This is a genomic window from Streptomyces sp. NPDC047017 (assembly GCF_040644175.1).
Classification (GTDB): Bacteria; Actinomycetota; Actinomycetes; order Streptomycetales; family Streptomycetaceae; genus Streptomyces.
The window spans coordinates 188,031-209,708 of the sequence record NZ_JBEYVW010000007.1 but is presented as its reverse complement, the minus strand read 5'-3'; the positions used below and the strand labels follow the sequence as shown (position 1 = coordinate 209,708).

Annotated in this window: 18 protein-coding genes and 2 riboswitches; of the genes, 11 read left to right on the top strand and 7 right to left on the bottom strand. The window is 74.8% G+C overall.

From position 1 onward, the window contains the following. Positions 1-79: 79 nt before the first annotated feature. Together ABZ858_RS14535 and tsaD are read right to left on the bottom strand one after the other, a co-directional pair. Positions 80-646: a GNAT family N-acetyltransferase gene (locus ABZ858_RS14535; RefSeq protein WP_361376732.1), complete on the bottom strand. Its 567-nt coding sequence runs from the start codon at positions 644-646 to the stop codon at positions 80-82. Then, on the bottom strand, positions 646-1,701 hold the full coding sequence (gene tsaD / locus ABZ858_RS14530; RefSeq protein WP_361376729.1) for a tRNA (adenosine(37)-N6)-threonylcarbamoyltransferase complex transferase subunit TsaD: 1,056 nt from the start codon (positions 1,699-1,701) through the stop codon (positions 646-648). Before tsaD ends, ABZ858_RS14535 begins: the two co-directional genes overlap by 1 nt. A gap of 149 nt (positions 1,702-1,850) precedes the next feature. Here tsaD and cbiE point away from each other — a divergent pair, with 149 nt between their 5' ends. The 5 genes from cbiE to ABZ858_RS14505 all read left to right on the top strand — a co-directional run bounded on the left by cbiE (position 1,851) and on the right by ABZ858_RS14505 (position 6,971). After that, positions 1,851-3,116 carry a precorrin-6y C5,15-methyltransferase (decarboxylating) subunit CbiE gene (gene cbiE, locus ABZ858_RS14525; RefSeq protein ID WP_361376726.1) on the top strand — a complete coding sequence of 422 codons (1,266 nt, stop codon included), beginning with the start codon at positions 1,851-1,853 and terminating at the stop codon, positions 3,114-3,116. Beyond that, positions 3,113-3,862 (top strand): precorrin-4 C(11)-methyltransferase, encoded by a 750-nt coding sequence (cobM, locus tag ABZ858_RS14520; protein WP_361376722.1) that lies wholly within the window; start codon positions 3,113-3,115, stop codon positions 3,860-3,862. Before cbiE ends, cobM begins: the two co-directional genes overlap by 4 nt. 54 nt (positions 3,863-3,916) lie before the next feature. Then, a riboswitch (cobalamin riboswitch) is annotated at positions 3,917-3,999 on the top strand. 126 nt (positions 4,000-4,125) lie between these two features. Further along, positions 4,126-5,181 (top strand): iron ABC transporter permease, encoded by a 1,056-nt coding sequence (locus tag ABZ858_RS14515; RefSeq protein WP_361376719.1) that lies wholly within the window; start codon positions 4,126-4,128, stop codon positions 5,179-5,181. A 2-nt stretch (positions 5,182-5,183) separates the two neighbouring features. After that, positions 5,184-5,951 carry an ABC transporter ATP-binding protein gene (locus ABZ858_RS14510; protein ID WP_361377180.1) on the top strand — a complete coding sequence of 256 codons (768 nt, stop codon included), beginning with the start codon at positions 5,184-5,186 and terminating at the stop codon, positions 5,949-5,951. Positions 5,952-5,960: 9 nt separating this feature from the next. Then, positions 5,961-6,971, top strand: a complete 1,011-nt coding sequence (locus ABZ858_RS14505; RefSeq protein WP_361376716.1) for an ABC transporter substrate-binding protein — start codon at positions 5,961-5,963, stop codon at positions 6,969-6,971. Here ABZ858_RS14505 and ABZ858_RS14500 read toward each other — a convergent pair. Then, entirely contained in the window at positions 6,935-8,143 is a 1,209-nt protein-coding gene (locus ABZ858_RS14500) for a cobalt-precorrin-5B (C(1))-methyltransferase (protein ID WP_361376713.1), read from the bottom strand. The genes ABZ858_RS14505 and ABZ858_RS14500 overlap by 37 nt on opposite strands. Positions 8,144-8,161: 18 nt before the next feature. On the opposite strand from ABZ858_RS14500, the gene ABZ858_RS14495 reads away from it, so the two are divergent. After that, entirely contained in the window at positions 8,162-8,899 is a 738-nt protein-coding gene (locus tag ABZ858_RS14495) for a cobalt-precorrin-6A reductase (protein WP_361376710.1), read from the top strand. 67 nt (positions 8,900-8,966) lie between these two features. Here the strand turns inward: ABZ858_RS14495 and ABZ858_RS14490 are convergent, their stop codons facing one another. From ABZ858_RS14490 to ABZ858_RS14480, 3 genes are read right to left on the bottom strand one after another with little or no spacing between them, the layout of a single operon-like run. After that, positions 8,967-10,454, bottom strand: a complete 1,488-nt coding sequence (locus ABZ858_RS14490; protein ID WP_361376707.1) for a precorrin-2 C(20)-methyltransferase — start codon at positions 10,452-10,454, stop codon at positions 8,967-8,969. Beyond that, a complete protein-coding gene (locus ABZ858_RS14485; protein WP_361376704.1) occupies positions 10,451-11,122 on the bottom strand; it encodes a precorrin-8X methylmutase in 672 nt (223 codons plus the stop codon). The genes ABZ858_RS14490 and ABZ858_RS14485 overlap by 4 nt, the downstream gene beginning before the upstream one ends. Next, positions 11,119-12,396, bottom strand: a complete 1,278-nt coding sequence (locus ABZ858_RS14480; RefSeq protein WP_361376701.1) for a cobalamin biosynthesis protein CobG — start codon at positions 12,394-12,396, stop codon at positions 11,119-11,121. Before ABZ858_RS14480 ends, ABZ858_RS14485 begins: the two co-directional genes overlap by 4 nt. A 116-nt stretch (positions 12,397-12,512) precedes the next feature. After that, a riboswitch (cobalamin riboswitch) is annotated at positions 12,513-12,587 on the top strand. A gap of 86 nt (positions 12,588-12,673) precedes the next feature. Here ABZ858_RS14480 and cobN point away from each other — a divergent pair. After that, positions 12,674-16,321: a cobaltochelatase subunit CobN gene (gene cobN / locus ABZ858_RS14475; RefSeq protein WP_361376698.1), complete on the top strand. Its 3,648-nt coding sequence runs from the start codon at positions 12,674-12,676 to the stop codon at positions 16,319-16,321. A 109-nt stretch (positions 16,322-16,430) separates the two neighbouring features. Here the strand turns inward: cobN and ABZ858_RS14470 are convergent, their stop codons facing one another. After that, entirely contained in the window at positions 16,431-17,213 is a 783-nt protein-coding gene (locus tag ABZ858_RS14470) for a DeoR/GlpR family DNA-binding transcription regulator (RefSeq protein ID WP_361376695.1), read from the bottom strand. Positions 17,214-17,550: 337 nt separating this feature from the next. Between ABZ858_RS14470 and ABZ858_RS14465 the strand changes: the two genes are divergently transcribed. The 4 genes from ABZ858_RS14465 to ABZ858_RS14450 all read left to right on the top strand — a co-directional run bounded on the left by ABZ858_RS14465 (position 17,551) and on the right by ABZ858_RS14450 (position 21,657). Further along, positions 17,551-18,372, top strand: coding sequence for an endo alpha-1,4 polygalactosaminidase (locus tag ABZ858_RS14465; RefSeq protein ID WP_361376692.1), 822 nt, complete (start codon positions 17,551-17,553; stop codon positions 18,370-18,372). Between the two features lie 119 nt (positions 18,373-18,491). Further along, on the top strand, positions 18,492-19,808 hold the full coding sequence (locus ABZ858_RS14460; RefSeq protein WP_361376689.1) for an ABC transporter substrate-binding protein: 1,317 nt from the start codon (positions 18,492-18,494) through the stop codon (positions 19,806-19,808). Between the two features lie 11 nt (positions 19,809-19,819). Further along, positions 19,820-20,770: a sugar ABC transporter permease gene (locus ABZ858_RS14455; protein ID WP_361376686.1), complete on the top strand. Its 951-nt coding sequence runs from the start codon at positions 19,820-19,822 to the stop codon at positions 20,768-20,770. Further along, positions 20,767-21,657, top strand: a complete 891-nt coding sequence (locus tag ABZ858_RS14450) for a carbohydrate ABC transporter permease (RefSeq protein ID WP_361376683.1) — start codon at positions 20,767-20,769, stop codon at positions 21,655-21,657. The genes ABZ858_RS14455 and ABZ858_RS14450 overlap by 4 nt, the downstream gene beginning before the upstream one ends. Positions 21,658-21,678 lie beyond the last annotated feature (21 nt).

The window sequence follows — 21,678 nt, the reverse complement described above, 5'->3', positions numbered from 1 at the left end:
CCCTTACCTCCGGTGGAGTTGTCGTACGCCGGTGCTCTTTCGCCCGTTCGGAGGTGCCCGCGTGAACGCGGAGGCTGCCCTAGAGCGGCTGGGCGGCCAGGGTCCGGGCGGGGTGGCGGGGGCCGAGGAAGACCGCGCAGCCGTGGCCGTCCGGGGACGGGTGGGTGGCCTGGGTCCAGCCCCGGTGGCGGTAGAAGGCCGTGGCCCGGACCGACCGGAGGGACGTGAGCAGCCAGGCCCGGCCGCCGGGGGCGTCCCCGGTCACCGCCTCCAGGAGGGCCGCGCCGATCCCGTGACCGCGGGCGGCGGTGCGGACGGCGAGTTCGTCGACCTCCCGGGCACCGCACAGCCACTCCTCGGCGCGGTCCCGGCCGAGAGCGGCGGCCGCCTGCGGCCGGCAGCGGTCCGCCGGGAAGGGCCGCGGCGTGGTCCAGGCGGTGGCGAAGCCCATGACGTCCGGCCCCTCCAGAGCGAGCGCGGCGATGAACCCGGGGCGGCCCACGTCCGTCGCGAGCCGCGCGGCGAAGGCGTCCGCCCCGGCCTCGTCCTCGTGCCAGGGCGGTGCGCCGAACGCGTCCGCGTGGACCGAGCGCAGGGCCGCGCGGTGCGGGAGGAGGGCGTCGTACCGGACGATCCGGATGTCCATCAGGCCACCGCGGCCGCCGCCCGGGCCGCCACCGGACGCAGGGCGGCGTACTCCAGGGGCGCCGACGGGTCGACCGACACGTCCAGCGGGGCCGGGTCCGCCCCGGCCCGGACGAGCAGGTCGCCGACGGCGGCGATCATCGCGCCGTTGTCCGTGCACAGCCGCAGCGGCGGTACCCGCAGGGCCACGCCGGCCGCGCGGCAGCGCTCCTCGGCCAGCGACCGCACCCGGGAGTTCGCGGCGACCCCGCCGACCACGACCAGCGTGCCGACCCCGTGCTCGGCGCAGGCGGCGACGGCCTTGCGGGTCAGGACGTCGGCGACCGCCTCCTGGAGCGAGGCGGCCCCGTCGTGCACGGGCAGCTCGCGCCCGGCGTACGACTCGGCCCAGCGGGCGGCCGCCGTCTTCAGCCCGGAGAAGGAGAAGTCGTACGAGCCGGGCAGCGGCCGGGGAAGGGGGACAGCGCGCGGATCCCCCGCGCGCGCTGTCCGGTCGATGGCCGGACCACCGGGATACGGCAGCCCGAAGACCCGCGCGACCTTGTCGAAGCACTCCCCGGCGGCGTCGTCGAGGGTGTCACCGAGATGCATGACCGGGTCGCGGGCCAGATCGCGGACGAGCAGGAGCGAGGTATGGCCGCCGGAGACGATCAGCACCACACAGGGATCGGGGAGCGGGCCGTGCTCCAGCGTGTCGGCGGCCACATGACCGGCCAGGTGGTGGACGCCGTACAGCGGGACACCCAGCGCGTAGGCGATGCCCTTCGCCCCGGCCAGGCCCACCTGGAGCGCGCCGGACAGGCCCGGGCCGGTGGTCACGGCGACGGCCCCGATGTCGGACAGCCGCAGCCCCGCCCCGTCCAGGGCCTGGCGCACCACCGGGCGCAGCGCGTGCAGATGGGCGCGGGAGGCGATCTCCGGGACCACACCGCCGTAGCGGGCGTGCTCGTCCATGCTCGACGCCACGGCGTGCCCGAGCAGCCGCCCGTCCCGGACGAGGCCCGCGCCGGTCTCGTCGCACGACGACTCGATCCCGAGCACGATCGGAGAGCCCATGCGATCCCCGTCCCTTTCTGCACAGCACTGGCTATTGCGCATAGTGTGCAATAAGTGCGCCCCGGATGGGAACCCGGGCTCGGACACGCCGCTGATCGCTTAGTAGAGTGCGCCTCTGTCGCCCCCGCCGAAGACCGAGGTAGCCAGCAGTGACCCCCGCCCGACCAGGCCCGCACCCCGCCGTCACCGTCGTCGGGATCGGAGCCGACGGCTGGCCGGGCCTCACCGACCCCGCCCGCGCCGCACTGGCCGAGGCCGAGATCCTCATCGGCGGCCCGCGCCAGCTGGAGCTGCTGCCGCCCGGATGCGCCGGGGAACGCGTCGCCTGGCCCTCGCCGCTGCGCCCCGCCGTCCCCCGCCTGCTCGCCGCCCACGCCGGCCGCCGCATCGCGGTCCTGGCCAGCGGCGACCCGATGTTCTACGGCATCGGACGCGCGCTCGCCGAGGAGAGGGGCGCCGCCCTGCGCGTCCTTCCGCACCCCTCCTCCGTGTCCTACGCCGCCGGCCGGCTCGGCTGGCCGCTGGAGGACGTCGAGGTCGTCACGCTCGTCGGCCGCCCCGCCGCCCGGCTCGCCGCGGCCCTCCACGAGGGCCGGCGCCTGCTCGTGCTCAGCGCCGACGCCACCACTCCCGCGCAGGTCGCCGCGCTCCTGCGGGACCGCGGCTTCGGACCGAGCCGGCTGCGCGTCCTGGAACAGCTCGGCGGCGACCGGGAACGTACGGCCCCGCCGGTCACCGCCGACGACTGGGCGCCGGACCGGCCGCCCGGCGACCCGCTCAACATCGTGGCCGTCGAATGCCGCCGGGCACCGGACGCGCTGCGGCTCGGGGCCGTGCCGGGACTGCCGGACGCGGCCTACGAGCACGACGGTCAGCTCACCAAGCGGCACATCCGGGCCGCCACGCTCGCCACGCTCGCCCCCGCGCCCGGCGAGCTGCTGTGGGACATCGGCGGCGGATCGGGCTCGATCGCCGTCGAGTGGCTGCGCACCCACCCCTCCTGCCGGGCGGTCACCGTCGAACGCGACCCGGAGCGTGCCGCGCGCATCCTCCGCAACGCCGAACGGCTCGGCGTGCCCGGACTGCGGATCGTCACCGGCGCCGCCCCCGCCGCCCTTGCCGGACTCCCCGCGCCCGACGCCGTGTTCATCGGCGGCGGACTCACCGCGCCCGGCCTCCTCGACGCCTGCTGGGCGGCGCTGCCCCCCGGCGGGCGGCTGGTCGCCAACACCGTCACGCTGGAGTCCGAGGCCCTGCTCGCCGGCGCCCGCCGCCGCCACGGCGGCGAGCTGGTGCGGCTCGCCGTGGCGCACGCCGTCCCCGTGGGCGGCTTCACCGGCTGGCGCCAGGCCATGCCGGTCACCCAGTGGTCCGCACACAAGACCGCCGACACCCTTCCAGGAGCAGACAGATGACCGTGTACTTCATCGGAGCCGGCCCCGGCGCCGCCGACCTGATCACGGTGCGCGGCGCCCGCACGCTCGCCGCCTGCCGGGTCTGCCTGTACGCGGGCAGCCTGGTCCCGCGCGAACTGCTGGCCGAATGCCCGCCGGACGCCCGCCTGGTGGACACCGCGAACCTCGACCTGGACGAGATCACCGCGGAGCTGGTCCGCGCCCACGAGGAGGGCCACGACGTGGCCCGGCTGCACTCCGGCGACCCCTCCGTATTCAGCGCGATCGCCGAGCAGATGCGGCGCCTGGACGCGGCCGGAGTGGACTACGAGGTCGTCCCCGGCGTGCCCGCCTTCGCCGCCGCGGCGGCCGCCCTGAAGCGGGAGCTGACCGTGCCGACGGTCGGCCAGACCGTCATCCTCACCCGGGTCGCCCAGCGCGCCACCGCCATGCCCGAGGGCGAGGACCTGGCCACCCTCGGCCGCAGCGGCGCGCTGATCGTGCTGCACCTGGCCGCCAGGTACGCGGACCGCGTGGTCGAGGAACTCCTCCCGCACTACGGCGCCGACTGCCCCGCCGCGGTCGTCGCCTACGCCTCCCGCCCGGACGAACTGATCATCCGGGGCACCCTGGACGAGATCGCGCGGAAGGTGAAGGACGCGGGCGTGCTGCGCACCGCCGTGATCATGGTGGGGCGGACGCTGGGGGCGGAGCAGTTCGGCGACAGCCACCTGTACTCGCCCGAGCGTGAGCGGCACACCTGCTGACCCACCGCAACACCCGGGGAGCCCGCGTTTGTTAGGCTCCCCTTGCCTCCCGCGGGGGAAGTCCGGTGAGAGTCCGGCGCTGACCCGCAACGGTATGTACGGCGACCCCTGAGGGTCCCGCGCGAGCCCGATCGCCCGCGGAGGCCCGACCCGTTGACTGCTCGCCGTGGACTGCGAGAGGGGGCCGGGCGGCCGGCCGGGCCGCCTGGGCTGTCTCCTGCTCGACGTCCAGCAGGCGGCCCGTGCGAAAGACGGCCCCCTCCGTGCGCCGAAGTACGACCCCCAGCCGGATACCCGTGCTGCCGCTCAGCCTCGCCCTCGGGCTGCTGCTCCTGCTGTCGCTCGTGTGCGGCACCGCGCTCGGCGCCGCCGGGATCGGCTGGGCGCGGGTGCCGGGCTTCCTGTGGGCCGGACTCACCGGCGGGACCGTGCGCGCGCGGGACGCGGCCGCCTACACCATCGTCTGGGAGATCCGGCTGCCCCGGGTCCTGCTCGGCGCCGTGGTCGGGGCCGGGCTCGCGGCCGTCGGCGTGGCCGTGCAGGCCATGGTCCGCAACGCGCTCGCCGACCCGTTCGTCCTGGGCATCTCCTCCGGGGCGGCGGTCGGCGCCAACGCCGTCATCCTCCTCGGCGCGTTCGCCGGACTCGGCGTATGGGCGCTGTCCGCCTCCGCGTTCGCCTCGGCCCTCGCCGCCATGGCCCTCGTCTACGCCGTCGCCCGCTCGCCCCGGGGACTGACCCCGCTGCGGCTCATCCTGACCGGCACGGCACTGGCGTACGGCTTCGAGGCCGTCACCACCGTCATGGTGTTCGGCGCCACCCGCGGCGAGGCCGCACGCTCGGCGATGATGTGGCTGCTGGGCAGCCTGGGCGGCGCGACCTGGACCCAGGTGCCGCTCGCCGCCGGCACCGTGCTGGCCGGCTGGGCCTGGCTGCGCCGGCGGGCCGAGCCCCTCAACGCGCTCGCCATGGGCGACGAGACCGCGGCCGCGCTCGGCGTCCGGCCCGAACGGCTGCGCCGGGAACTGTTCCTGGTCACCGCCGCCGTCACCGGCACCGTCGTCGCCGTCAGCGGGGCCATCGGGTTCGTCGGGCTGATGGTGCCGCACGTGGTGCGCATGCTGGTCGGCGCCGACCACCGCCGGGTCCTCGCCGTCGCCCCGCTCGCCGGAGCGGTACTGCTGGTGTGGGCGGACGTGCTGTCCCGGCTGCTGCTGGCCCCCGCCGAACTGCCGGTCGGCGTCATCACCGCGGTGGTCGGGGTGCCCGCGTTCCTGCTGCTGATGCGGCGCGGCGGCTACGCGTTCGGAGGGCGATGAGCATGCGGCTCGACATCGACGGCGTCACCATCGAGACCGCCGGGGCCCGGCTCGCCGAGGACATCCGGCTCACCGCGGACAGCGGGACCCTGGCCGGACTCGTCGGACCCAACGGCAGCGGCAAGTCCACCCTGTTGCGCAGCGTGTACCGGGCACTGCGGCCCACCCGCGGAACGATCCGGCTGGACGGCGACGACCTGCACGCCATGGACCCGAGGGCCGCCGCCCGCGTACTGGCCGCGCTGCCGCAGGAGTCCTCGGCCGAGTTCGACTTCACCGTGGCCGAGGTGGTCGCCATGGGACGGCTGCCGCACCGGGACCGCACGGCCGCCGCGGACCGGGAGATCTGCGCCGGGGCCATGGCGCGCACGGGCGTCGCCCACCTCGCCGGCCGGGGCTTCCTCGCCCTGTCCGGCGGCGAGAAGCAGCGCGTCCTCATCGCCCGGGCCCTCGCCCAGCAGCCCCGGGTCCTGGTCCTGGACGAACCCACCAACCACCTCGACATCGCCCACCAGCTGGACGTCCTGTCCCTGGTCCGCGACAGCGGCCTGACCACCCTGGCCGCCCTGCACGACCTCAACCTCGCCGCCGCCCACTGCGACGTCCTGTACGTCATCGACGGCGGCCGCATCGTCACCTCCGGACCACCCCGGGACGTGCTGCGCCCGGAGCTGCTGGCCGAGGTGTTCGGCGTCCGGGCCCACCCCGTCCCGCACCCCGTGACCGGCGCCGTCCAGCTCCTGTTCGACCTGCTCCCGACCACCACCTGAAGGACCCCCATGCGCAAGTTCCTCGCCGCGGCCCTCTGCCTCGCCGCGACCGCCACCGCCACCGGGTGCGGCGCCACGGTCGAGTCGTCCCGGGACACCGCGTCCCCGGCGGTCACCCTCACCAACTGCGGCCGTACGGTCACCTACGACAAGGTCCCCGAGCGGGTGGTCACCAACGACGTCGGCATCACGGAGCTGATGTTCGCCCTCGGCCTGGAGGACCGCATGGCCGGCTTCGCCATGCCCGACGACAAGGGCGACCTGGACGGCGTGCCGTGGAAGGACGGCTACGACAAGGTCAAGTGGCTGTCCAAGGACCAGCTCACCAAGGAGAACGTCCTCGACGCCCGCGCCGACCTCGTCTTCGCCGGCTGGAACTACGGCTTCCGCGAGGACGGCGGCCTCACCCCGGACGCCCTGAAGAAGCTCGGCATCCCCTCGTACGTCCTCACCGAGTCCTGCCACAACGGCCGTTCGAAGTCCGCGCGCGGCATCATGCCGCCCCTGGACGCCCTGTACACCGACCTCACCAACCTCGGCGAGCTGTTCGGCGTCCAGCAGCGGGCCGCCGCGCTGATCGCCGGCTTCAAGCAGCAGATCGCCGCCGTGCGGGCCAAGGCCCCGCAGGGCAGCGCCCGCCCGTCGGTCTTCCTCTACGACAGCGGCCAGGACACCCCCTTCACCGCCGGCCGCTACGCCGCCCCGGAGCAGATCATCACCGAGGCCGGCGGCACCAACGTCATGCATGACATGGCGGACTCCTGGACCACGGTCGGCTGGGAGAGCGTCGTCGAGCGCGACCCCGACGTCATCGTCATCTGCGACTACGGGGACGTCAGCGCCGAGCAGAAGAAGAAGTTCCTCCTCTCCTACGCCCCGCTGCGCGGCGTCTCCGCCGTCAAGCACCGGCGGATCGTCTCCCTCGACTACGCCGACCTCGTCGAGAGCCCCCGCAACCCGTCGGCGATCGCCCGGCTCGGCGCCTACCTGCGGACCGTACCGGGCGGTGACAGGGGCTGACGGACCGCGCCGCGCCCCACGACGGCACCGGCCCGGTCGACACAGACGACGTCCACGGCGACCGGCGCCCCGCGCAGCACCGCCAGCGCCTCGTCGCGGGCCGTGCGCGCCACCAGGTCACCGAGCGGCACCCCGGCGGCCCGGCAGAGCTGGAGCGCGGCCAGCCCGGTGTTGGCGGCGGTCACCTCGGCGGCGAGCGCCGCGTCCGCGCCGCCCTGCCGGGCCAGCCCGGCCAGGAAGCCCTTGTCGACCTGGAAACGGCCGGAGTGCAGGTCCAGATGGCCCGCGGCGAGCTTGGAGAGCTTGGCGAAACCACCGCAGATCGTCAGCCGGTCCACCGGGTGCCGGCGCAGGTACTTCAGGACGGCGCCCGCGAAGTCGCCCATGTCGAGCAGCGCGTCCTCGGGCAGCCCGTACTCGGCGACGACCGTCTTCTCGGACGTCGACCCGGTGCACCCGGCGACATGGGTGCGCCCGGCCGCCCGGGCCACGTCGACGCCCCGCCGGATGGAGTCGATCCAGGCCGAGCAGGAGTACGGCACCACGATGCCCGTGGTGCCGAGGATGGAGAGGCCGCCCAGGATGCCCAGGCGCGGGTTCCAGGTGGAGCGGGCGATCTCCTCGCCGTGGTCGACGGAGACGGTGATCTCCACGTCGGCTCCGGCGCCGTACCGCGCGGCGACCTCGGTGACGTGCTCGCGCATCAGCTGCCGGGGCACCGGGTTGACGGCCGCCTCGCCGACGGCCAGCGGGAGGCCGGGCCGGGTGACGGTGCCCACCCCGGGACCCGCCCGGAACACGACGCCGCCGCCCGCCGGGAGCCGCCGGACCGTGGCGCGGACCAGCGCGCCGTGCGTGACGTCCGGATCGTCCCCGGCGTCCTTGACGATCCCCGCCGTCGCGCACCCCGCGGCCAGCTCCTCGGCGGCCAGCGCGAAGGACGGCGTCTGCCCCTTGGGTAGCCTGATCGTCACCGGGTCGGGGAACTCCCCGGTCAGCAGGGCGGTGTACGCGGCCGTGGCGGCCGCCGTCGCGCACGCGCCGGTGGTCCAGCCGGCCCGCAGACCGGTGTGCTCCAGCTGGGCGCCCCGGCCGCCCTTGGCCCGGCCGGACCCCTGGGCACCGCCCGCACCGTCCGACTCACCCACGGCTCGACCCTCGCTGCTCTTCATGAACGGAACCGGACTCCCATGCACGTACTGATCCTCGGCGGTACCACGGAGGCCCGCCGGCTGGCCGAACTGCTCCACGGCACCCCCGGTCTCGAACTGACCAGCTCACTGGCCGGCCGGGTCGCCGGTCCCCGGCTGCCCCCGGGACGGACGCGGGTGGGCGGCTTCGGCGGGACGCCGGGACTGGCGGCGTGGCTGCGCGAGCACCGGGTGGACGCGCTCGTCGACGCCACCCACCCCTTCGCCGGGACGATGAGCTTCCACGCGGTCCGGGCCGCCGCCGACGCCCAGGTCCCCCTGCTCGCCCTGCGCCGGCCCGGCTGGACCCCCGTGGAGGGCGACCGGTGGCATCCGGTGGGGTCGCTGGAGGAGGCGGCCGGGGCGCTGCCCGCGCTCGGCCGCAGGGTCTTTCTCACCACCGGACGCATGGGTCTTGCCGCCTTCGCCGGCCTGGACGACCTGTGGTTCCTGGTCCGGTCCGTGGACGCCCCCGAGCCGCCGTACCCGGCCCGGATGGAGGTGCTGCTCGACCGCGGCCCCTTCACCCTGGACGGGGAGCGCGAGCTGCTGCGGCGCCACCGCGTGGACGTCGTCGTCACCAAGGACAGCGGCGGGGCGGCGACCGCCCCGAAACTGGCCGCCGCCCGCGAGGCCCGGCTCCCCGTCGTCGTGGTCCGCAGGCCCCCGGTGCCCGAGGGCGTCCCCGCGGTGCCCGACGCCGAGAGCGCGGCCCGCTGGGTCACCGGGCGCCGGTAGCCGGGACCCGTGCCACGGCGGCGCGGGTCGCGGTGCCGCCCGTACGCCGGCGCGGCACCGCTCATCCTCACGCCTCCGGGTAGCGGCGCGGGGTCCAGGCGATCTCCTCGCCGTCCCCCCGCCGCACCACCCGGGTCTGCGAGGAACCGACCAGCAGGATCGTCCGCATGTCGACCTCGGCCGGGTCCAGCTCGCCCAGCCGCACGATCCGCACCCGCTCCTGCGGACCGCCCACGTCCCGGGCGACCACCACCGGGGTCTCCGGCGCCCGGTGATCGAGGAGCAACTCCTGCGCCCGGCCCACCTGCCAGGTACGGGAGCGCGAGCCGGGGTTGTACAGGGCCAGCACCAGATCCGCCGAGGCCGCCGCGCGCAGCCGCTCCGCGATGACCTCCCAGGGCTTGAGCCGGTCGGAGAGGGAGAGGACGGCGTAGTCGTGCCCCAGCGGGGCGCCGGCCCGGGCGGCGGCCGCGTTCGCGGCGGTCACCCCGGGCAGCACCCGCACCGGCACGTCGTGGTGCTCCGGCCGGGAGGCCGCCTCCAGGACGGCGGTGGCCATCGCGAAGACGCCCGGGTCACCACCGGAGACCACGGCCACCCGCCGCCCCTCGCGGGCCAGTCGCAGCGCGAACTCGGCGCGCTCGGCCTCCACCCGGTTGTCCGAGCCGTGCCGGACCTGGCCCGGCCGCTCGGGAACCCGGTCCAGGTACGTCGTGTAGCCGACGAGGTCGTCGGCGGCGGCCAGCGCGCCCCGCGTCTCGGGCGTCAGCCACAGCGGCCCGGCGGGACCCGTCCCCACCACGACCACCTCGCCCCGCGCGCGCTCCGGCCGCTCCGCGTCCACCCGGCTGGGCAGCACGGCCACCGAGAAGTACGGCACCGAGGAGGCGTCCACGTCCGCCAGTGCGGCGACGCGCTCCTGGCTCATGGTGGCCCGCTCCACGTACCGGGCCTCCGCCAGCCGCCCCGAACGCTCCAGTGCCCGGCGGACCTTGGGGAAGGTGCGGCCCAGCTTCATCACCACCGCCGAGTCCGTCGCGGCCAGCCGCGCGGTCAGCTCCTCCTCGGGCAGCGTGCCCGGCAGGACGGTCAGCACCTCCTCGCCCTCGGCGAGCGGCGCGCCCAGCCGGGCGGCGGCCGCCGACACCGAGGTGACCCCGGGGACGACCTCGGTGTCGTAGCGGCCGGCGAGCCGCTTGTGCATGTGCATGTACGAGCCGTAGAACAGCGGATCGCCCTCGGCGAGCACGGCCACCGTCCGGCCGGCGTCGAGATGGACCGCCAGCCTGGCGGCCGACTCGGCGTAGAACTCCTCCATCGCGCCCTGGTAGCCGCCCGGATGGTCGGTGGTCTCCGTGGTGAGGGGGTAGACCAGCCGTTCCTCGATGTGGTCGGCGCGCAGGTGCCGGGCCGCGATCGAGCGGGCGATGGACCGGCCGTGCCGGGCGCTGTGGTAGGCGACCACGTCGGCCTCGGTGATGGCCTCGACCGCCCGCAGGGTCATCAGGGAGGGGTCGCCGGGTCCCAGCCCGACGCCGTACAGCTTGCCGCTCACTCTTCCTCGCTCGCGATCGCGTTGAGCGCGGCGGCCGCGAGGGCGCTGCCGCCGCGCCGGCCGCGCACCACCAGGTGCTCCAGGCCGCAGGGGTGCGCGGCCAGCGCGTCCTTGGACTCGGCCGCGCCGATGAAACCGACCGGGACCCCGATGACGGCGGCGGGCCGCGCAGCGCCCTCCTCGATCATCTCCAGGAGGCGGAACAGGGCGGTGGGGGCGTTGCCGACGGCGACCACCGCGCCCTCCAGACGGTCGCGCCACAGTTCGAGGGCCGCCGCGCTGCGCGTGGTGCCCAGCTTCGCGGCCAGCTCAGGGACGGCCGGGTCGGACAGCGTGCACAGCACGTCGTTGCCAGCCGGCAGCCGCTTGCGTGTCACACCACTGGCCACCATCTGCACATCGCACAGGATCGGAGCCCCCGAGCGCAGGGCCTCGCGGGCCCGGGCCACCACCGCGGGCGTGTAGGACAGGTCCTGGACGAGGTCGACCATCCCGCAGGCGTGGATCATGCGCACCGCGACCTGGCTGACATCGGCGGGCAGCCCCGCGAGGTCCGCTTCGGCGCGGATGGTGGCGAAGGACTGGCGGTAGATCGCCGCTCCGTCCTTCTCGTAGACGTGGCTGGTCACGGTGGTCTTCTCGCTGCTTTCGGTCGGTATGCGGCTCATGAGGTGATCGCCGCCAGGGCGGCGGGTATCCGGGAGGGGTCCGGCGCGCGGACGGCACGCGCACGGCCACCGGCCGCGGTGACCGACAGGCGGTAACCGCCGTCCGCGCCGGCCACCACGTCGACATGGTCGCCGCCGGGGTGCCCGCAGCGCCGTTCGCACCCGGACCAGTACAGAGGGAGGCCGGGGCGCCCGGCCGCGTCGAGGGACCGGGCCGCGTCCGCCCGTACGTCGGCGTGGGCCTTGGCACACCCGGGCCGGCCGATGCAGGCGCCCACGCGCAGCCACGGGGACGCGGGGTCGGTGACCAGGCCGGCCTCCGCCAGCCGTGCCAGTGCCCCGGCGGTCCGGGCCGCGGTCATGGCCCCGGTGGGGACGACGACCCCTCGCCAGGGGGTCAGCCGCAGCTCGGTCGCGCCGAGCAGGGTCAGCTCCTCCCACTGACGGGCCGAGAACCGGCCCAGCGGGACGTGCACGGACAGGGCACCGCCGACGATCCCCGGGGGCGGGCCGCCGCCGTGCGTGCCGCCGGCCGGGCCGGGACCGTCCTCGTACGTGATGCCCTCGGCCGTCAGCCGGTCACGGACCAGACGGTCCAGTTCCCCTGCGGGCAGCGGGAGTTCGGACACCCGCCAGGCCCGGGTGCCGTGCGAGCGCGCGGCGTCCAGGAAGGCGATGGCGGTCAGCAAGGCCGTGCGGGGCGCGTCGGCGGCGGGCACCCGGACCGACCCGGGGACGAGCCACGCGCCGCCGTCCGGGTCCGCGCGCACGGTCACGTCCGCGCCGAGACCGGCCACGTCCCCGCGCCCGTCGTCCAGGGCGAACAGGAACCGTCCCGACAGCTCCCGGGCGGGCCCGCTCGCGCACAGGGCTTCGTCCAGGGCCGTCAGCCACGGCCGTACGTCCCGCGCGCCGGCGCCGTCGAGCCCGGACAGCGGCGAGGCGACGATGTTGCGCACCCGCTCGTGCTCCCGGGAGGGCAGCAGCCCGGCCGCGTCCAGCGCCCGCGCCAGCTCCGCTCCGCAGCCGTCGCCCAGCCCGCGCAGCTGCACGTTGCCGCGCGAGGTCAGATGCAGATCGCCGTCGCCGAGCCGCCGGGCCGCACGCCCCAGTGCCCGCGCCCGGTCCGCGCTCAGGACGCCGCCGGGCAGCCGGACGCGGGCCAGCGCCCCGTCGTCCGCCGCGTGCAGGCGCAGCGTTCCGGGGCAGGCGTCACCGCGCTCCCGTGCGGCCGGTGCGGCCTGGGGCGATGGAGGTAGGTCTGCCGTGGGCATGGCGGTGAGCATACCTACGACCAGGACCGGTGCACGCGGCGCGTTCCTCCCCCCGGCCTTTACTATGCTCGGCAGTGGATCACCCGGTCCACGAACCGCCACCACGGCGACAGGGGGAGGAAGCCGGTGCGAATCCGGCGCGGTCCCGCCACTGTGTGCCCGGCCCCGGGGGCTGGGCGAGTCAGGAACTCCCTTTCTCCCGCGTTCGGCTCCGGCCGAGGGGGAGACACATCCCACACCGCCCGGGGCGCGGACCCCGAGGAAGGCCAGGCGCCGCATGCCCACTCCGTCCGGGGAACGAGCCCCGCACGCCCGCGAGATCCTGCTCCTGTCGACCTCCGACACCGACCTGCTCAGCGCTCGCGCGGCCGGCGGACCGGTCACCTACCGCTTCGCCAACCCCTCCCGTCTCGCCCTGGACGACCTGCCCGCCCTCCTCGACGGCGTCGGCCTGGTGGTCGTACGCCTCCTCGGCGGCATCCGCGCCTGGCAGGACGGCATCGACCTGCTGCTCGCGGACGGCCGCCCGGTGGTCGTCCTCACCGGCGAACAGGCCCCCGACGCCCAGCTGATGGCGGCCTCCACCGTCCCCGTCGGCATCGCCGCCGAGGCACACGCCTACCTCGCCCACGGCGGCCCCGGCAACCTCGAACAGCTCGCCCGGTTCCTCTCGGACACCGTCCTGCTCACCGGCCACGGCTTCGACGCCCCCGCGCCCGCCCCCACCTGGGGCCCGCTGGCACGCCCGGACTCCCCGGCGGCTCCGGCCGGCGGCCCGGTCATCGCCGTGCTCTACTACCGCGCCCACCACATGAGCGGCAACACGGCCTTCGTGCACGCCCTGTGCGACGCCGTCGAGGCGGCGGGCGGCCGGCCGCTGCCCCGCTATGTCGCCTCGCTGCGCGCCCCCGAGCCCGAGCTGATCGACGAACTGCGCGCCGCCGACGCCATCGTCACCACCGTCCTGGCGGCCGGCGGCACCCGGCCCGCCGAGGCGTCGGCCGGCGGCGACGACGAGTCCTGGGACGCGGGCGCGCTCACCGGCCTGGACGTGCCGATCCTCCAGGCGCTGTGCCTGACCGGCTCCCGCGCCGACTGGGAGGACAACGACGAGGGCGTCTCCCCGCTGGACGCGGCCAGCCAGATCGCGGTCCCCGAGTTCGACGGCCGCCTGATCACCGTGCCGTTCTCCTTCAAGGAGATCGACGCCGACGGCCTGCCCGCCTACGTGGCCGACGCCGAGCGCGCGGCCCGCGTCGCCGGCATCGCCGTACGCCACGCGAAGCTGCGCCATGTCGCGCCCGCCGACAAGCGCGTCGCCCTCGTCCTGTCCGCCTACCCGACCAAGCACTCCCGCATCGGCAACGCGGTCGGCCTCGACACCCCCGCCAGCGCCGTCGCCCTGCTGCGGCGGCTGCGCGCGGAGGGCTACGACTTCGGCGGCCAGGACGTGCCCGGCCTGGCCTCCGGCGACGGCGACGAACTGATCCGCGCGCTCATCGAGGCCGGCGGCCACGACCAGGACTGGCTGACCGAGGAACAGCTCGCCCGCAACCCGGTGCGCATCCCGGCGGCCCACTACCGCCGCTGGTTCGCGACCCTGCCCGAGTCGCTGCGCACGGCGGTGGAGCGGCACTGGGGCCCGGCGCCGGGCGAGATGTTCGTGGACCGCAGCCGCGACGAGGACGGCGACATCGTCCTGGCGGCCCTGCGCTTCGGCAACCTGCTCGTCCTCATCCAGCCGCCGCGCGGCTTCGGCGAGAACCCCATCGCCATCTACCACGACCCGGACCTGCCGCCCTCCCACCACTACCTGGCCGCCTACCGCTGGATCGCCGCGGCCCGGGACGAGGGCGGCTTCGGGGCGGACGCCGTGATCCACCTCGGCAAGCACGGCAACCTGGAATGGCTGCCCGGCAAGAACGCCGGACTGTCCGCCGCCTGCGGCCCCGACGCCGCCCTCGGTGACCTCCCGCTGATCTACCCCTTCCTGGTCAACGACCCCGGCGAGGGCACCCAGGCCAAGCGCCGCGTGCACGCCACCCTGGTCGACCACCTCGTCCCGCCCATGGCGCGCGCCGACTCCTACGGGGACATCGCGCGCCTGGAGCAGCTCCTCGACGAGTACGCGCAGATCTCCGCCATGGACCCGGCCAAGCTGCCCGCCATCCGCGCCCAGATCTGGACCCTCATCCAGGCCGCCCGCCTCGACCACGACCTCGGACTTGACGACCGCCCCGACGACGACGGCTTCGACGACTTCCTGCTGCACGTCGACGGCTGGCTGTGCGAGGTCAAGGACGCCCAGATCCGGGACGGCCTGCACGTCCTGGGCGCGCCGCCGGCCGGCGCGGACCGCGTCAACCTCGTCCTCGCCATCCTGCGCGCCCGGCAGATCTGGGGCGGCGCCCAGGCCCTGCCCGGGCTGCGCGAGGCGCTCGGCCTCGACGAGTCCGCCGCCACCCGCACGAGCGCCGACGCCGCCGAGGAACAGGCCCGCGCCCTGGTGCAGGCGATGGAGGACGCGGACTGGGACCCGGCCGCCGTCCCCGCCGGGCACGGCGAACAGGTCCGCGCCATCCTGGAGTTCGCCGCCCGCGAGGTGGTCCCGCGCCTCGCCGCCACCACCGACGAACTCGACCACACCGTCCACGCGCTGGCCGGCGGGTTCGTCCCCGCGGGTCCCTCGGGCTCGCCACTGCGCGGCCTGGTCAACGTGCTGCCGACGGGACGCAACTTCTACTCCGTCGACCCCAAGGCCGTCCCCTCCCGCCTCGCCTGGGAGACCGGCCAGGCCCTCGCCGACTCCCTGCTGGAGCGCTACCGCACGGACAACGGCGACTGGCCCACCTCCGTGGGGCTGTCGCTGTGGGGGACGAGCGCCATGCGCACCGCGGGCGACGACGTGGCCGAGGCCCTCGCCCTGCTCGGCGTCCGCCCGGTCTGGGACGACGCCTCCCGCCGCGTGACCGGCCTGGAGCCCATCCCGCCGCAGGAGCTGGGCCGCCCGCGCATCGACGTCACCCTGCGCATCTCCGGCTTCTTCCGCGACGCCTTCCCGCACACCATCGGCCTGCTCGACGACGCGGTGCGCCTGGCCGCCTCGCTGGACGAGCCGGCCGAGACCAACCACGTCCGCGCCCACGTCCAGGCTGACCTGGCCGCCCACGGTGACGAACGCCGCGCCACCACCCGTATCTTCGGCTCCCGCCCCGGCACCTACGGCGCCGGCCTGCTCCAGCTCATCGACTCCCGCGACTGGCGCACCGACGCCGACCTCGCGGAGGTCTACACGGTGTGGGGCGGCTACGCCTACGGCCGGGAACTCGACGGCCGCCCGGCCCGCGAGGAGATGGAGACGGCCTACCGGCGGATCGCGGTCGCGGCGAAGAACACCGACACCCGCGAGCACGACATCGCCGACTCCGACGACTACTTCCAGTACCACGGCGGCATGGTGGCCACCGTCCGCGCCCTGCGCGGCACCGCCCCCGAGGCGTACATCGGGGACTCCACCCGCCCGGAGACGGTCCGCACCCGCACGCTCGTCGAGGAGACCTCGCGCGTCTTCCGCGCCCGCGTCGTCAACCCCAAGTGGATCGAGGCGATGCGCCGCCACGGCTACAAGGGCGCCTTCGAACTCGCCGCCACGGTGGACTACCTGTTCGGCTACGACGCCACGACCGGCGTGGTCGCCGACTGGATGTACGACAAGCTCACCGAGACATACGTCCTCGACCCGGCGAACCGGGAGTTCCTCCAGCAGGCCAACCCCTGGGCCCTGCACGGCATCGCGGAACGGCTGCTGGAGGCCGAGTCGCGGGGCATGTGGGCGAAGCCGGACCCGGCGGTCCTGGAACAGCTGCGCCAGGTGTACCTGGAGACCGAGGGCGACCTGGAGGGCGGCGACGACAGCGGTTCCTGACCGGTAAGCCCGCACCACCACACACTCGCGAAGGGCTCCCCGGGGGCGAACCACCCGGGGAGCCCTTCCGCGCGCCCGCTCCCGCCGCCCCGCCCCCCTCGGACACGTGTCAGACCGCCAGGACCTCCACCCCGGCCTCCCGGAACCGTGCGGCCGTCGCCGACGGGACCGCTGTGTCGGTGACCAGGGTGTTCACCTGGGCCGTCGGGCAGATGCGGGCGAAGGCGCGGGTGCCCAGCTTGGTGGAGTCGGCGGCCACCACGACCCGGTCGGCGCGTTCGCACAGCAGACGGTTGATGCCGGCCTCCTCCTCGTCGTGGGTGGTGGCGCCGTGCTCGGTGTCGAAGGCGCCGACGCCGAGGACCGCCACGTCCAGGGCGATCTGGCCCAGCACGCTGCCGGCCAGCGGTCCCGTCAGCTCGTACGAGCGGGGGCGGGCGACCCCTCCCGCCAGCACGATCTTGAACTGGGGGCGTACGGCGAGTTCGGTGGCGATGTTGAGGGCGTTGGTGACGAGGGTCGTCACCGGTGTGCCGCCGGCCAGTGCGGGGGAGAGGACGAGCGCGCGGGCCACCTCGGTGGTCGTGGTGCCGCCGGTCAGGCCCACCACCTCGCCGGGTGCGACCAGAGCGGCCACCGCCCGCGCGATGCGCCGCTTGTGCGGCGTCCGCCCCGCGGTGGCCGGCGAGCGCAGCGGCAGTTCGTGGGAGACCCCGCTGGCCAACGCGCCGCCCCGGGTGCGGACCAGCAGCTGCTGGGCGGCGAGCCGGTCGAAGTCGCGGCGGATGGTCGCGGCCGAGACCCCCATGACCGCGGCCGCCTCCTCGACGTCCAGGCGCCCTTCCCGGGCGAGCAGTTCGAGCAGCGCCCGCCGGCGGGCGTCATGTGCCATCCGTTCCGCCCCCCCCGGGTCCTGACGGCCGCCGGGCACCGCCGCCGGGGCCGACCCTAGCCCACCAGCCCGCGTACGAGCCCGCTCGGCAGCCAATTCGCTGCTCGATTCTGCTTGTTTACCGGGTTTCGTGCGCAGAATCGAGCACCTGTGGTGCTCGAACCCTTGACATGGCTGGTTGTGGCCGATTGACTCCGGTCAACGCCGAAGCCACGTATTCGGCGGAAGAGGTACGCCCAGCCGGTAGCTGGCCGCTGCGCCAGAAGCCCGGACTGAGTCGCCAGGATCGCCGGAGGCGTCCGAGGCGGGGACGTGCCCACCACCGTCTGGACCCGTCATGAGTCACCTGCGTGCGCCCGCCCGGAGACACCTGGGCGCGGCCGTTCTGTGCACCGCCGCCCTGGCCCTCACCCTGTCGGCTCCCGCCACCGCGTCCGCGGCGGCGAAACCGGTCTCGCCGCCCCCCGCCCACGCCGGCTTCGACTACCAGATCGGCGGCGCCTACACGCCGCCGGCCGGCGTGAAGGTCGTCAGCCGCGACCACGAGGCGTCTCCCGCGCCCGGCCTGTACAACATCTGCTACATCAACGCCTTCCAGGCGCAGCCCTCCGCCACCGGCGAGTGGGACGCCGACCTCCTGCTGCGGGACTCGGCCGGCAAGGTCGTCTACGACAAGCAGTGGGGCGAGGCGATGCTCGACGTCCGCACCGACGCCAAGCGCCGCCGTATCGCCGACAAGGTGGGCGGCTGGATCGACCAGTGCGCGACCAAGGGCTTCCAGGCCGTCGAACCGGACAACTACGACAGCTACACCCGGTCCGGCAAGCTCATCAACGCCACCCAGGCGCAGGAGTTCATCAAGCTGCTGTCCGCGCGGGCGCACAACGACGGCCTGGCGATCGCCCAGAAGAACACCGTCGACCTGGCCCCCGCCCGCCGCGCCAACGGCCTCGACTTCGCCATCACCGAGGAGTGCGGGCGCTACGACGAGTGCGACCAGTACACCGCCGCCTTCGGCGACGCGGTCATCGTCATCGAGTACTCCGCCGAAGGCATGAAGAAGGCCTGCTCCGCCTTCGGCGACGAACTCAGCATCGTCCGGCGTGACGTCGACGTCGCCCCGGCCGGCAGCAGCGGATACGTCCGCAAGACCTGCTGAGACCGGCCCCACCGTGCGGCCGGTGCGCCGCCCCGGCCCGCCGGCCGCACGGCACCACCTCCCCTTCCCCTTGCGCGTTCCCCTCGCCCTTTCGCCCCCCCCTTCCGCTGGAGGTACCCATGGATGCGGTCCCACGCCTCTCACGCCGCGGCCTGCTGCGCCTCGGCGGAGGTCTCGCGACGGTGGCGGCCACCGGGGCGGCCCTGTCCGGCTGCGGCGGCGCCCAGGACGGCGTCGCCGCCGACGGCACGGTCACCATCGAGATCTGGCACGGCCAGACCGACATCGGCAAGAAGGCCCTGACCGACCTCGTGGCCGTCTTCGAACGCGGCCACCCCGGCATCCGGGTCAAGCTCGGCGGCGGAGTGCTGGCCGACGCGATGCTGCAGAAGGTGACCGCCGCGCTGGCCGCCGGCACCTACCCCGACATCGCCTACGTCTTCGGCTCGGACCTGGCGAGCGTCGCCCGCAGCCCCCAGATCGCCGACCTCACCGACCTGGTCCGCTCCGGACCCACCCCGTGGAGCGACTACTGGGCCCCGGCCCGCGCCGCCGTCACCGTCAACGGCAAGGTCCGCGCCGCCCCCGCGCTGCTGGACTCGCTCGCCGTCGTCTGCAACCGGAAACTGTTCCGCGAGGCCGGCCTGCCGCTGCCGAAGGCCGGCTGGAGCTGGGACGACTTCCGCGCCACCGCCCGCGCCCTCACCGACACCCGGCGCGGCCGGTTCGGGACCGGCTGGCCCGGCGTCGGCGACGAGGACACCGTCTGGCGGCTGTGGCCGATGATCTGGGACCTCGGCGGCGACGTCATCGCCGCCGACGGCAAGCGGATTGGCTTCGCCGACAGCGGGGCGCGCGCCCTGGAGGTGGTCGCGGGCCTCGCCCACGACAGAAGCGTCTACGTCGACCCCAAGCCCGGCACCGAGCAGATGTACCAGGTCTTCCTGTCCGGCCGGATGGGCATGACGCTCACCGGACCCTGGCAGCTGCCCGACATCCGGCAGGCGAAGGTCGACTACCACGTCGTCCCGCTGCCCAGCTTCTCCGGACGGCCCGTCTCCGTCTCGGGCCCCGACACCTGGACCGTGTTCGACAACGGCACCGCACGGGTGCGGGCCGCCCGCACCTTCGTCAGCTGGCTGATGCAGCCGCAGCAGGACGTCCGCTGGGACGCGGCGGCCGGCAGCCTCCCGCTCAGCCGCCGCGCCCAGGCGCTGCCCGCCTGGCAGCACCAGAGCAGCGCCACCGAGGGCCTGGCGGTGTTCACCAAGGCCCTGGAGACGGCCCGGGTACGCCCCGTGCACGCCGCCTACCCGCAGGTCTCGCAGGCGCTCGGGCAGGCCGTGGTCGGAGTGCTGCTGGGACGCCGCACCCCGGCGCAGGCACTGCGCGACTGCGCCTCCGACGCCAACGCCGCCCTGCGCATCCCCCGTTGAGGAGCCGCCCGATGTCGCGTCTGCCCACCCCGCTCACCGTCGCGGCCGCGCCCCCGCACCGCCGCGCCCTGCGCCGCAAACAGCGCGGCGAAGCGGCCACCGCCTGGGCGTTCGTCTCGCCCGCCGTGCTGATCATCCTCGGGCTGAGCGTGGTGCCCGTCATCTGGTCGCTGCTGCTGTCCTTCCAGGCCGACGACCTGGTCACCCCCAGCCGCTGGGTGGGCCTGGACAACTACCGCGCTCTCGCCCAGGACCCGCACTTCCGCCAGGCCATCGGCAACACCCTCCTGTTCACCGTGCTGTACGTGCCGCTCAGCCTGGCGGGCGGCCTGCTGCTCGCCATGGCCCTCAACCGCCGCATCCGCTTCGTCGGCCTGTACCGCACCCTGTTCTTCGTGCCGTTCGTGGTCTCCGCGACCGCCCAGGGCGTGCTGTTCTCCTTCATCCTGGACCCCGAGTTCGGCGCCGCCAACGCGGTCCTGCACCACCTCGGCCTGTCCCCGCAGGGCTTCCTGACCGACCCCTCCCAAGCACTGTTCGTCCTGGTCGCCATCACCCTGTGGAGCGGCACGGGCTTCTGCCTGGTGGTCTACCTCGCCGCCCTCCAGGACGTACCGCAGACCCTGGTGGAGGCGGCCCGGCTCGACGGCGCCGGCCGCTGGCACCTGCTGCGCCACGTCACCCTGCCCACCCTCACCCCGGTCACCGTCTTCCTCGTGCTGTGGCAGACCATCAACGCCCTCCAGGTCTTCGACCTCGTCTACGTCACCACCAAGGGCGGCCCGCTCGGCTCCACCAGCGTGATCGTCTACTTCATCTGGGAGCAGGCGTTCAAGAACGCCACCGCCGGATACGGGGCCGCCGCCGCGTACGCCCTGGCCGTGGCCCTCGGCCTGATCGCCGTCGTCCTGCGCGTCGTCCGCCGGCGCGAGCGCCACCGCACCCAAGGAGCCACCGCATGACGGCGACCTCGGCACCACCCGCCACCGCCCACGCCACCACCGCACCCGCCGCGCCCCCGCCCCGGCGCCGCCGGCGGCTGCCGTTCAGCCCCTGGCACCTGCTGCTCGCCCCGCTCGCCCTCGCCTTCGCCGTGCCCCTGATCTGGCTGCTGCTCAGCTCGGTGATGCGCAACGAGGAGATCAACCGGTTCCCGCCGGCGCTGTGGCCCTCCGGCATCCACCTCGGCGGCTACCGCTATGTGCTGGGCAACGCGATGTTCCCGCGCTGGTTCGCCAACTCCCTGATCGTCTCGGCCGTGACCGTCACCGCCAACCTCGTCTTCGGCACCCTGGGCGGCTACGCCTTCGCCCGGATGCGGTTCGCCGGCTCCCGGCTGCTGCTCGCGCTGATGATGGCCACCATGGCGATCCCCTTCCAGCTCACCATGATCCCGACGTTCCTGGTGATGAAGTGGCTCGGCCTCATCGACACGCTCGGCGCGCTGATCGTGCCGTCCCTGGTCACCCCGTTCGCGGTCTTCCTGCTCCGGCAGTTCTTCGTCTCGCTGCCCCGCGAACTGGAGGAGGCCGCCTGGATCGACGGCTGCTCGCGGCTGCGGGTGCTGTGGCAGATCGTGCTGCCGCTGTCCCGGCCCGCGCTGAGCACCGTCGCCGTGCTCACCTTCCTGTCCACGTGGAACGACCTCACCTGGCCGCTGATCGCCATCAACCACGACACCCAGTACACCCTGCAACTGGGCCTGACCACCTTCCAGGGCCAGCACCACACCCAGTGGGCCGCCGTGATGGCCGGGAACGTGATCACCGTCCTGCCCGTGCTGCTCGCCTTCCTCGGCGCCCAGCGGGCCTTCATCCAGTCCATCACGTCGAGCGGCCTCAAGGGCTGACCGCTCCGCTCGCCTCCTCCA

What these genes read in the sequence shown, in the direction of transcription:
- ABZ858_RS14535 (WP_361376732.1), bottom strand. Translation starts at nt 646, where the DNA reads ATGGACATCCGGATCGTCCGGTACGACGCCCTCCTCCCGCACCGCGCG.
- tsaD (WP_361376729.1), bottom strand. Translation starts at nt 1,701, where the DNA reads ATGGGCTCTCCGATCGTGCTCGGGATCGAGTCGTCGTGCGACGAGACC.
- cobM (WP_361376722.1), top strand. Translation starts at nt 3,113, where the DNA reads ATGACCGTGTACTTCATCGGAGCCGGCCCCGGCGCCGCCGACCTGATC.
- ABZ858_RS14510 (WP_361377180.1), top strand. Translation starts at nt 5,184, where the DNA reads ATGCGGCTCGACATCGACGGCGTCACCATCGAGACCGCCGGGGCCCGG.
- ABZ858_RS14505 (WP_361376716.1), top strand. Translation starts at nt 5,961, where the DNA reads ATGCGCAAGTTCCTCGCCGCGGCCCTCTGCCTCGCCGCGACCGCCACC.
- ABZ858_RS14500 (WP_361376713.1), bottom strand. Translation starts at nt 8,143, where the DNA reads ATGAAGAGCAGCGAGGGTCGAGCCGTGGGTGAGTCGGACGGTGCGGGC.
- ABZ858_RS14495 (WP_361376710.1), top strand. Translation starts at nt 8,162, where the DNA reads ATGCACGTACTGATCCTCGGCGGTACCACGGAGGCCCGCCGGCTGGCC.
- ABZ858_RS14485 (WP_361376704.1), bottom strand. Translation starts at nt 11,122, where the DNA reads ATGAGCCGCATACCGACCGAAAGCAGCGAGAAGACCACCGTGACCAGC.
- ABZ858_RS14480 (WP_361376701.1), bottom strand. Translation starts at nt 12,396, where the DNA reads ATGCCCACGGCAGACCTACCTCCATCGCCCCAGGCCGCACCGGCCGCA.
- cobN (WP_361376698.1), top strand. Translation starts at nt 12,674, where the DNA reads ATGCCCACTCCGTCCGGGGAACGAGCCCCGCACGCCCGCGAGATCCTG.
- ABZ858_RS14470 (WP_361376695.1), bottom strand. Translation starts at nt 17,213, where the DNA reads ATGGCACATGACGCCCGCCGGCGGGCGCTGCTCGAACTGCTCGCCCGG.
- ABZ858_RS14465 (WP_361376692.1), top strand. Translation starts at nt 17,551, where the DNA reads ATGAGTCACCTGCGTGCGCCCGCCCGGAGACACCTGGGCGCGGCCGTT.
- ABZ858_RS14460 (WP_361376689.1), top strand. Translation starts at nt 18,492, where the DNA reads ATGGATGCGGTCCCACGCCTCTCACGCCGCGGCCTGCTGCGCCTCGGC.
- ABZ858_RS14455 (WP_361376686.1), top strand. Translation starts at nt 19,820, where the DNA reads ATGTCGCGTCTGCCCACCCCGCTCACCGTCGCGGCCGCGCCCCCGCAC.
- ABZ858_RS14450 (WP_361376683.1), top strand. Translation starts at nt 20,767, where the DNA reads ATGACGGCGACCTCGGCACCACCCGCCACCGCCCACGCCACCACCGCA.